Source organism: uncultured Microbulbifer sp., assembly GCF_947489355.1.
Classification (GTDB): Bacteria; Pseudomonadota; Gammaproteobacteria; order Pseudomonadales; family Cellvibrionaceae; genus Microbulbifer.
This window is the reverse complement of record NZ_CANLDD010000047.1, coordinates 24,892-34,411: the sequence shown is the minus strand read 5'-3', so window position 1 is coordinate 34,411 and position 9,520 is coordinate 24,892. Positions and strand designations below refer to the sequence as shown.

General features: G+C 48.4%; 9 protein-coding genes. 6 read left to right on the top strand and 3 right to left on the bottom strand.

The window, feature by feature from the left end:
• The first annotated feature begins 132 nt into the window (after positions 1–132).
• Together Q1A48_RS16300 and Q1A48_RS16295 are read left to right on the top strand one after the other, a co-directional pair.
• Complete coding sequence (locus Q1A48_RS16300) at positions 133–504, top strand: hypothetical protein (protein WP_299947023.1); 372 nt, start codon at positions 133–135, stop codon at positions 502–504.
• Positions 505–675: 171 nt separating this feature from the next.
• Entirely contained in the window at positions 676–1,395 is a 720-nt protein-coding gene (locus Q1A48_RS16295) for an aspartate/glutamate racemase family protein (protein WP_299947020.1), read from the top strand.
• A gap of 343 nt (positions 1,396–1,738) precedes the next feature.
• Here Q1A48_RS16295 and Q1A48_RS16290 read toward each other — a convergent pair whose 3' ends face one another.
• Positions 1,739–2,485, bottom strand: coding sequence for a DUF1295 domain-containing protein (locus Q1A48_RS16290; protein WP_299947018.1), 747 nt, complete (start codon positions 2,483–2,485; stop codon positions 1,739–1,741).
• Positions 2,486–2,947: 462 nt separating this feature from the next.
• Here Q1A48_RS16290 and Q1A48_RS16285 point away from each other — a divergent pair, with 462 nt between their 5' ends.
• Positions 2,948–3,868 carry an alpha/beta hydrolase gene (locus Q1A48_RS16285; RefSeq protein WP_299947015.1) on the top strand — a complete coding sequence of 307 codons (921 nt, stop codon included), beginning with the start codon at positions 2,948–2,950 and terminating at the stop codon, positions 3,866–3,868.
• A gap of 360 nt (positions 3,869–4,228) precedes the next feature.
• On the opposite strand, the gene Q1A48_RS16280 is transcribed toward Q1A48_RS16285, so the two are convergent.
• A complete protein-coding gene (locus Q1A48_RS16280; protein WP_299947012.1) occupies positions 4,229–4,816 on the bottom strand; it encodes an alpha/beta hydrolase-fold protein in 588 nt (195 codons plus the stop codon).
• A gap of 154 nt (positions 4,817–4,970) precedes the next feature.
• Between Q1A48_RS16280 and Q1A48_RS16275 the strand changes: the two genes are divergently transcribed.
• On the top strand, positions 4,971–5,105 hold the full coding sequence (locus tag Q1A48_RS16275) for a hypothetical protein (RefSeq protein ID WP_299947009.1): 135 nt from the start codon (positions 4,971–4,973) through the stop codon (positions 5,103–5,105).
• A gap of 282 nt (positions 5,106–5,387) precedes the next feature.
• Positions 5,388–6,239 (top strand): universal stress protein, encoded by an 852-nt coding sequence (locus tag Q1A48_RS16270; RefSeq protein WP_299947006.1) that lies wholly within the window; start codon positions 5,388–5,390, stop codon positions 6,237–6,239.
• Between the two features lie 180 nt (positions 6,240–6,419).
• On the opposite strand, the gene Q1A48_RS16265 is transcribed toward Q1A48_RS16270, so the two are convergent.
• Complete coding sequence (locus Q1A48_RS16265; RefSeq protein WP_299947003.1) at positions 6,420–7,481, bottom strand: DUF3500 domain-containing protein; 1,062 nt, start codon at positions 7,479–7,481, stop codon at positions 6,420–6,422.
• A gap of 596 nt (positions 7,482–8,077) precedes the next feature.
• Here Q1A48_RS16265 and Q1A48_RS16260 point away from each other — a divergent pair.
• Positions 8,078–8,944: a DUF3014 domain-containing protein gene (locus tag Q1A48_RS16260; protein ID WP_299947000.1), complete on the top strand. Its 867-nt coding sequence runs from the start codon at positions 8,078–8,080 to the stop codon at positions 8,942–8,944.
• Positions 8,945–9,520: the final 576 nt, after the last annotated feature.

Below are 9,520 nucleotides of genomic sequence, written 5' to 3'. Positions count from 1 at the left end.
ACACCAGAAGATTTAATGGATAATTACTTGGCGGCACAAGCCGCATAAATGGTATGCGCTTCAAGGTTGAATCCGCGGGAATTTTTAGTTAAGCTTTACAGATTTAATAAATTGTTCAATTATAGGGTATTTATGAAAACAATCTTTATTTTTGCCTCTTTCCTTCTCTTGATTTCATGTGCCAACATTAAACTTTCAGAAGCGGGCAGTAAGGTACAAATTATACAGCAAATTTCTATTTCTGACTTAAAGCATTATCAATCTGTTGGAGATATTGATTGCAAATTTGGCTTTAATGCCAAGTCTTCCACAACAAATATTAAACAGTGCCGGATAGAGCTAAAAAATAAAGCCGCTGAACTTGGCGCAGAAATTGTGGTTATCGCGCATCAAAAGCTTGGTGCAAACCCATCTTTTGGGGTAGGACAGTCCTATAATACCGGCTGTCCAAATTGTATTTCAATGGTTGGCACAGCTTACAGATCTATTCAAGAGTCCCGCTAGTAATGGCTAAGGATTATTGCTGTTCAATAGAGTTGGTGTTAGCACAGAATGCAGACACCAACAAACTTCCTGAATCTGCACAGGGTGCCCTGATAATGTAATCGGATCAAGAAGACATACGGCTTCAGGTTTCCTATTTTATCTATTATTTGTTTTCCAGAGCAATTAAGTATGAAAACTATAGGACTTATCGGCGGTATGAGTTGGGAATCAACCGCAAACTACTATCGAGAAATTAATGAAGGCATCAAAAACGCTCTTGGGGGTTTGCATTCTGCAAAAATATGCTTATACAGCGTTGATTTTGCCGAGATTGAGAAACTACAGCAACAAGAGAACTGGGAAAAAACCGCACATATTTTAGCTGCAGCAGCTAAATCTGTAGAAACGGCTGGTGCTGATTTTTTCTTGCTATGTACGAATACAATGCATAAAGTTGCAGAAACCGTAGAGAAATCTGTTTGCATACCTTTGCTTCATATTGCCGATGCAACCGCAGAAAAGTTGGTTAATGAACAGGTAAAACGGGTGGGCATCATAGGCACTCGCTTTACTATGGAGCATACATTTTACAAAAACCGCATAACTGAAAAATATGGTATTGAGGTTATAATTCCCGGTAAGGAATCCAGAAATCTAATTCATGAAGTAATTTACTCTGAGTTGTGTCTGGGAAAAATCAGCAACGCATCACGCCGAAGCTACCTCAAAATCATTGACCAGCTTCGAAATCAGGGAGCAGAAGCTGTTATCCTTGGCTGTACCGAGATAGCACTCCTGATTCAACAGGGACATACAAATGTCCCGTTATACGACACAACACAAATTCATGCGAAAAAAGCGGTTGAACTTGCAACACAACATTTAAAAGAATATGATCGGTTAGGTTAAAGGAGGAGTGCCGGCCCTTGACTTGACTCAGGAAACAATACCCAAAATAATAGTGATAACTTATAAGTCATTACGGAAATATTAGCAGAATTTTTATTACCCTCACTTGATTATGAAGGCAGTATTTACGTATACATAAAAAGCATTGGATCATTAGCTCTGTTTTACTATCACTGCGGCAACTTCAGTATGCAGACAGCAGATCTGTGCATCTCCCCAAACTTATTATATTCGGCACTCGATGGCTTCTTGGGAGATTACAGAGAATCTACCGGAAAAGAGTCATAATCTTCTGCACTAGGTATTCATTAACCAATTTCATTACGTTAGCCCTGTGAAATCTCTAGAACCTCTTTCTGCAAAACCGAAGGGGTAGAAAGGTGGGCGTCGTGTCTACGTAAACTTTCCAGGTTTCACCATATCGTGTTTGTGCCCCTTTCTCATTTTTGGGTATTGCATCAAATAAGTATTGAAGAAAATTGGTTACCGGAGATATCACCCCCCAAGGCCAAACTGAAATCAGTGCAAACGATAGATAGATGATGAAATCACCGAAGTAATTGGGATGCCGTGACATCCCCCAAAACCCTCTCTGCAACAAGTTTCCCTTGTTTGCGGGATCCAGGCGATAACGCCATTTTTGTAAATCTGCGCCGAAATGAAACACGGTCCCTACAGCGTATAAAGTAAGCGCTGTCGCGTCAAATACATTGAAATTCCCAGTGCGGTCCATGGCTGCGAAAAAAGGAAGCGGGTAAATCCAACTAAAAATGGGCACGAGGAAAAAAGGCAACACCAAGATCGCTGATTTGGATGCCTGATCTTTTAATCTTTTGGCGCCTGTGGCGCCAAACCAGGCGAAAAGTGTGTAGAGCATACGCGCAACGTAAATCGTCACGAGACCAGTGATCAATATACGTCGCCAGCCAACGCCCTCGCCATACCATGCCAAAATTGCCGTCGCCGGTAAAATCGAGAAAAAATCAAAAATAAACGCCCAGCGTGTGTCAGATGTGCGAATTGTAGAAAAGACACCCAGTAATATGAAAAGTACTGTATTCGAGATCAAAAGCCAGATGGTTACTGACATGATCTATTTCCTTATTGAGTTGAGTTGTTGCTGTTTCATTAGGCATGCAGCAGTTTCGTATTGGAGCTGGAATCTACCAAAAAAGATCTGTATCTTCGAGGTATTATTCATATACCTGTGTCGTGCTACTGCAGTTAAAGGTTGACGAGTTTACCCTCCAGGTCCTGACAATAGCTCAACAAGGGAACCTGTTTATATACGCCCTCGACCTATTTGGCAGTGGCTCTCGCCATATTTTCATTCAAACCCATCGGTTAAAAAATATAACATATTCTGGATTCATGGTGACAGTGAAGTTTTTTGTTTTGGATAGCTATAGAATATACGCACAAACAACTGATTTTTATGTATATTTAATGGTTTGAAACGGAATTGCCAGTGGATCAGCTATCAGAATAATAGCGGTCATGATGACTTGTGTGCTTTTGTTCGGTAAACTATCCTCTGTATTTGGTGGTAACGATGCCATCTATCTCGGAAAAGCTGGGAGTGATGATGAGAATACTATACCTTTCAATGGTAATAGTTGCAGGCTTAAGTCTGTTTACTGGTGGTGTAGCTTCAGAGGAAGTCAAGATAGATGAAAATCTCACCATACACTACGAGCAAGCAGGCAACGGCGACACCACTATTATTTTTATTCCTGGTTGGATGATGTCAACAGAGGTTTTCGAACATCAACTCGCCCACTTTAAAGGATCAAAAAAATACCGCGCACTGGCGTATGACCCTAGAGGCCAGGGCAAATCATCAAAACCCGTTGAAGGCCACACCTACCAACAACACGCACGTGATCTAGCTCAACTGATTGAAAAGCTAGACTTGAAAAATGTGATTCTAGCAGGCTGGTCCTATGGGGTAACGGAGCAACTGGCGTATTTGAATCAGTTCGGCACTGATAAACTCAAAGCCATGATCATGATTGACACGGGTCCGGATATAACAGGTGCTACGCGTGACGAATGGGTCTGGTACCTTAACGATGATTCCGACGGCTATTCCAGGTGGTTTACCGAAGGCATCATTGAGGATCGCGATAACGTTATCTCAGAATTTAGCAAATGGATGCTTGAAAATCCGACGCCAGAGAATGTTGCCTGGATATCAAGAATCGCCAGCCATACATCGAGTAGTGTCGCTTCAATTACAAATGCCACGGGATTTTATCTCGACTACAGCGAGGATCTTATCGCACTTGAGGGTAAAGTACCTTTATTGTATATCGTGCGGAATGAAATGAAGGAGGTGGCGGATAAGTGGATTAAAGCCAACACCCCATCTGCCTCTGTTGTTTATATGGGTAAGCACATGATGTTCTGGGAGAGGCCCAAGGAATTCAATATGGCCCTTGATAAGTTCCTTTCAAGCATTAATGGTAAGTAGCATATCATAGTCCGTGCTCTATAATATCGACATTTAAAGCAATTGCCTAAATAAAATACAGCAGATAATGAACTTTCCTGTGAACAAGATAATTAAACATCAATTTCATGGCCCCAGACCTGTTTACTCGCTATGAAAAAAACAGCCCTGTGGAAGATTATGGGGATGGACAATGGCCAAGGCCAGCAACCAGCCAATATAGCGAATTGGAAAGCCATGACTGATACGCTATAGAGCCCACAATTATCGAATCGATTTAAATAGGAAAAATAGCAGATACACAATACCGCTAAATATCTCAACCATTAACTGTTCTGGCTGTTATTTTCCTTTTATGCCCATGGTGTCTACCACTCATATTTATCGACTTGTGCGTTGCAATGCATTGCTATTTTTTGTATCCCCAAAAAAATATATTAACACATTTGACAATGTATGCCGCCAATTCAGATGGGAATGCCCTCCTTTGTATTCCTTGTAACTCAGCTTATACCCTTTAAGCTCAAGGGTGCCCTTGAATTGTCGATTAACGCCCACACGCCCCAACCCAAGATCATATAAGCCTACATCCAAATAAAGGTTAACTGGTTGTTTTGGAAATTTTGTGTATTCTGTAAGTAATCCTCCATCAAATTCAGGATAAATGGGGCAATTTTCTTTTTCTTCTAACGTAGAATAAAATGAACCAGATTGTGAAAGCACCCCGCCAATAACATTCGAATATCTTAATGCTGCAAATGCTGCCGAGAATCCTGCACGAGAAGGACCTAAGATAACCACATTTTCATAACCGGAAACATTATAATTATTTCTTACCCAGGGAATAACTTCTAGCGCTATAAAGTCTATAAATTTTTCGCTGAGCATATCCTGAGATCGACACCCCTGATTCAAGACCATAACGGCAACGGTTGGGGAGATCTCTCCTGCGTAAACCATATTATCCAATAATTGTTGGCGTGGGAGTTATAACCAATTCTGGTGTTTAAAAGTTTGAAAGTTTGAAAGTTTGAAAGTTTGAAAGTTTGAAAGTTTGAAAGAAAGCAGCGTATCTGGTTAATTTGTTGTTGCCAAACAGTCAACCAACCAAGAGTACGCCGCTATGGAAAAGAATACCGTTGTTGAGTTTACAGATCGACAGGAGACAGCTGACCCACTGACAGAGCTACTCCACCGGGGCGCACGAGAGCTGCTTCAGAAGGCAGTGGAGGCAGGGCTGTTGACCTTCATGGAATAAGGTCGCCGCCTGGACGTCGGTCGTGCGGCTGTAGTCCGTAACGGCTTCGTGCCGGAGCGCGAGGTTCAGACCGGGATCGGTCCGGTGAAGGTCCCTATGCAACACCTCTATACAATATCGTTTCAATACTCCACTATGCGCCTGCACATGGTGATTTGGCGCGTAAAACTACAATCATCATCAGCAAACTTTCCGCGCCACCTGCACCCCGTGATACATTCAACCCCAAAGGCTCACTGTCTCACGCAGGGGGCCACTAACCCTTTATGTCTAGGAGGAAAGATGGAACAGCAGAGCACCCTATTCGTGGTGGTGGACCCCAATGATGAGAAGCACGTGGCGTTGGAGCGGGCGCTGACCACTGCGCGGGGGCGCAACCCCCAACCGGGCCTGGCAGTCTTTGTGGCGGTCGATGGTGAAGCTGTCGATACCCGTGCGGTCAACGACCATCTCTTCCGCGACGAGTCCTGGTTCCGTGAACAGATTCGTGAACCGATTGCCACCGCCGGGCTCACCTGCGAGATCACGGTGTGTTGGTCCAGTGACTGGCAGGCTGCAATCGTACAGGAAGCCAAGCGCTGCAATGCAGAAATGATCTACCTCCCTGTGCATGCCAAGAGCAGCCGTCGCTTCACTTTCGCCGAATCCAAATGGCGGGTACTCAAGACCGCCCGCTGCCCGGTGGTTCTGATCCGCCCCGGCGCCAAGGAAGCACGCAAAGTGGTACTGGCCACAGTGAACTACCAGGCCAAAACCCTGGAACATCGCCAGTTGAATCGCCAGATCAGCGAACGCGCCACCTTTATCGCCGGCCACTACGGGGCGGAACTGCATTTGGTCAACGCCTATCTGGACTCCATGCTCTACCCGGACCGCGGCGCCCTGGCCAAGCTCGCCGACAAGACCGGCGTACCCACCCATCGCATTCACGTGAAGCGGGGATATACCAGTGATGTGGTGGAGGCCGTGGCCCGTGAGATCGATGCGGACCTGGTGGTAATGGGTACCATGAACCAGTACGGTGCTACGGGTTCGCTGCTGCGTGGCAATACCGCGGAGCGCGTGATTGGCCAGTTGGATGTGGATGTGATGGTGTGCAACCAGTTCACCACTACAGAGATGAAAACCGACTGACCGGCCCTGGCGCAGCGGGAGTTTCCCCGGCATTTTCAATGACCGGGTACAGCGGTAGAGATCCTGCCGCTGCGTACTACAGTGAGTGGCCTTTTGGCCCGGATGCGCCAGGCAACCCAGACCAGGATACCCGCGCGATGAGCGGCCTTGTGCTATCCACGGGCATACAGGTTCCAGCACCTAACCGCCATACTCCATCGCAGGGTTGCGGTAAATAGAATGGTAGTGGCCTTTACCGCTGGCATTTTCACCGACATTGCCCCCGGTGGAGAGTAATTCGATGATCAATGTCGGGCCCTGGATACGCATATAGGCGGGCGTATTGAGGGTACTATCACCAATCCAGGCAAAATGTGTCTGGTCGAGTTCACTTTCAATCTGCGCCATTCGGGGCACGGCATTCTCCGATGGCTGAATTGCAACCCATTTTCGAATTGCCGAAAGCATCAGGGCCTTCGGTTCATTGCGCAATTTGGAGGCACTAATGCCGATCACCGATGGGATAGCACCATCCTTGCCCGGCCCGGTTTGAACATCCCGCGGAACACGCTCTGCATCGGTCACCGCTCTCTGTTCGGCATCGAGGGCCGAATAGACCGCGTATCCGGCACGATGCATGTCGACCATGGATACATAGTCAACACCGTTCAGGGAAAAGACCGCGGGCTCTGTGCCTACGAAGCTGGGCGACATAGTTTCAACCCTGTTGTTTTCAACCGAAATATTCAACACCAGATGGTGACCGCCATATTGCCATCCCCAAGGCGTATCCGTAGACGGGATCCCGTAGAAGGATATCCAATAGTTCTGCGGGTCCCACTTCAGGCGCCTGGCGCGGCGGTCGTTGCTCAGGAAAGCTTCCGCAGCCATGATATCCATGACTTTCCGATAGCCCTCCTCACTCAGGGACGAAGCCAGGAAATCAAATAAAAGACCGCGTTGTACATCGGAGAGTTCGGCAACAGCAATGCCTGTGCGATCAACAATGCCAGCAGGCAGGTTAGACCAGCCCGCGCGCTCCGCGGCGTTCAGCGTGAACATGAACTGGTCCCTGGCCGCTTCATCAAAGGTCGCCAGGAAAGCTTTGGCGGCTTGCAGCGAAGCTTGCGCGCCCGCCTCCCCATAAGGTTGGCGATAGGCCGGGATCGGGACCAGTTGGGCGTGTTTGTGTGTCGGTGCCTTATGCGCGGCGACCGAATCGGCCAGTACCAGTGCGAGAACCAAGATTACAGTGCGTTTCATATAAAGCCTCCCTGCTGAATAACAGACGTTTTTCTACGTGAGTTTACCGTAAAAAGTCCTTGCCACAAGGATTCACTCAGCCAGGAAGGCACTGCAATCAGCAAAGCAGCAGAACATTGCAAACACTCCAGTCATCCACCAAACTCCCAGCCATCATCTCTCTGCCAGTTCTTGACGCTACTGCGTTATTCCCCCTGATTTTCGCAACGCGGGATAGCCAAAGATTGAAACGCACCGAGAGATTCCTCAGTAATCCCCACCACCAATCCTTTTATTTGCAAACAGTTGCGTCCATGGGACCACCAGGAGCGAGGGAATTTCTGCACTGCCCTGCTTCCTATTGGCTGTCCACAATTTGCCTAACCGATCCCAATAGCACAGACAAGCTCACACCCGCGCATAAGTTCGGTGGGCATGGCAACGACTGCGGGGTCGAATCCTTGTGCCGGGTTTTACCAGGGCCAGGGGAGATGCAAATCTCCTTTGCGACTGGCTGCGGCAGAGAGTAATGTTAAACCCAGACTCCACGGAGAAACCGTTAGGCTTTGTCGTGGTCCAACCTGAACATTCTGATCGCAACAAGAAGGAGGCAAGGAATGTCGGAACAACAATCTAGGCAAGGGTGGATCATCGGAATTATAGTGGTGATCATCGTCGCCGCGGCAGCTTATTGGCTCTGGACCGGCGACGAAAAGAAAAAAGAAATTCCCGCGACGAAAATCATTGAGGAGCCCGAGACAGCGCCCGAGCCGGAAACCCTGGCGCAACCGGAAGAACAGCCCCCTGTGCCCAAGCCTCTGGAACCCGCACCAGCCGAAAAACCGGCTGAAGAACCGGGTAGGGAGCCACCACCCCCGCTCAACAACAGTGACAAGGCTGTCTACCAGGAACTGATGGGCCTGGCCCCAGACAATGCCCTGTCCCGCTGGCTGGTTCCGAGTGAAGTGATTCGCAAGTGGGTAGCCGCGATCAATGCCGGTTCCCGCGGTACGCTGATTTACAAGCACCGGCCCCTCAAGAGCATCCGGGGCCCTATCCTGGTTACCGGCTCCTCAGCGGAGGGCTACCAGCTGTCACCAAGCAACTACCGCCGCTACGATCAGCCCGTACGCCTGTTCGCCCTGATGAATACGGAAACCGCGGTCAGTCTTTACCAGTACTGGTACCCGCGTCTGGCACAGGCCTATGGTGAACTGGGTATTCGCAATAAAACTTTCCATCAGGTGGTACTGGAAGCCATTGACAAGGTGCTCGCGGCACCGGAAATTGAGGGCCCCATCCAACTCGTGCGCCCTTCGGTATATTACAAGTTTGCCGATCCCAAACTGGAAAAACTGCCTGGCGTGCAAAAACTGATGATCCGTATGGGGCCGGAAAATGCCATTCGGGTAAAAGAGAAGCTCAAAGAGCTGAGGGAAAAGCTGGAGGCGGTGCCGGTTCAACAGCCACAATCCAATCCATAAACCCGGACAGCGCCCCTGTTATTCCCACCCCAGCCACCAGACCGATTATGAAAAACCTGTTTGGCGGCTGGTGACAACCGCTCCCCGTGCAACCACTACCGGGCATCGGGCAGCCCCCCACAGCGCGATTGAACGCGGCCCCCTTGCCGGAGCTATCCACCACTCAACTGTACACGGCGTGACGCACCCTCTCCAGTCCAGTTGTTGGCTTATACGCTTGCCTGTCCACTGCCCGTTTATCCACATGATACAGGCCCGCTGAACCGCCAGGCTCTCATCGCAATCCTCGATAGCAGAACATTCCAGGCTTTTGGCGGCGCAGCCGGATATAATCCAGACTCCCTTTAGGGTATATTACCAGCCCAACCGGCGGTTAAACCGAAGCCGCAAACAATAAAAAGGGGTGCCGCTGCGGACACAGCGCCGGGATTATTTGGGGATGGTCAAGGGGGCCAGAAGACGCTGTCACCCACGCTATATGAGTCCCCGAGTCAATACCCTGTCCGGTAAAAAAAGATCCGTTGCAGATAATAATCGAGGCCCGCTTTGAGATATCGCTTTCTCGGTCAGATGCTG

What these genes read in the sequence shown, in the direction of transcription:
- Q1A48_RS16265 (WP_299947003.1), bottom strand. Translation starts at nt 7,481, where the DNA reads ATGAAACGCACTGTAATCTTGGTTCTCGCACTGGTACTGGCCGATTCG.
- Q1A48_RS16295 (WP_299947020.1), top strand. Translation starts at nt 676, where the DNA reads ATGAAAACTATAGGACTTATCGGCGGTATGAGTTGGGAATCAACCGCA.
- Q1A48_RS16285 (WP_299947015.1), top strand. Translation starts at nt 2,948, where the DNA reads ATGCCATCTATCTCGGAAAAGCTGGGAGTGATGATGAGAATACTATAC.
- Q1A48_RS16260 (WP_299947000.1), top strand. Translation starts at nt 8,078, where the DNA reads ATGTCGGAACAACAATCTAGGCAAGGGTGGATCATCGGAATTATAGTG.
- Q1A48_RS16300 (WP_299947023.1), top strand. Translation starts at nt 133, where the DNA reads ATGAAAACAATCTTTATTTTTGCCTCTTTCCTTCTCTTGATTTCATGT.
- Q1A48_RS16275 (WP_299947009.1), top strand. Translation starts at nt 4,971, where the DNA reads ATGGAAAAGAATACCGTTGTTGAGTTTACAGATCGACAGGAGACAGCT.
- Q1A48_RS16290 (WP_299947018.1), bottom strand. Translation starts at nt 2,485, where the DNA reads ATGTCAGTAACCATCTGGCTTTTGATCTCGAATACAGTACTTTTCATA.
- Q1A48_RS16270 (WP_299947006.1), top strand. Translation starts at nt 5,388, where the DNA reads ATGGAACAGCAGAGCACCCTATTCGTGGTGGTGGACCCCAATGATGAG.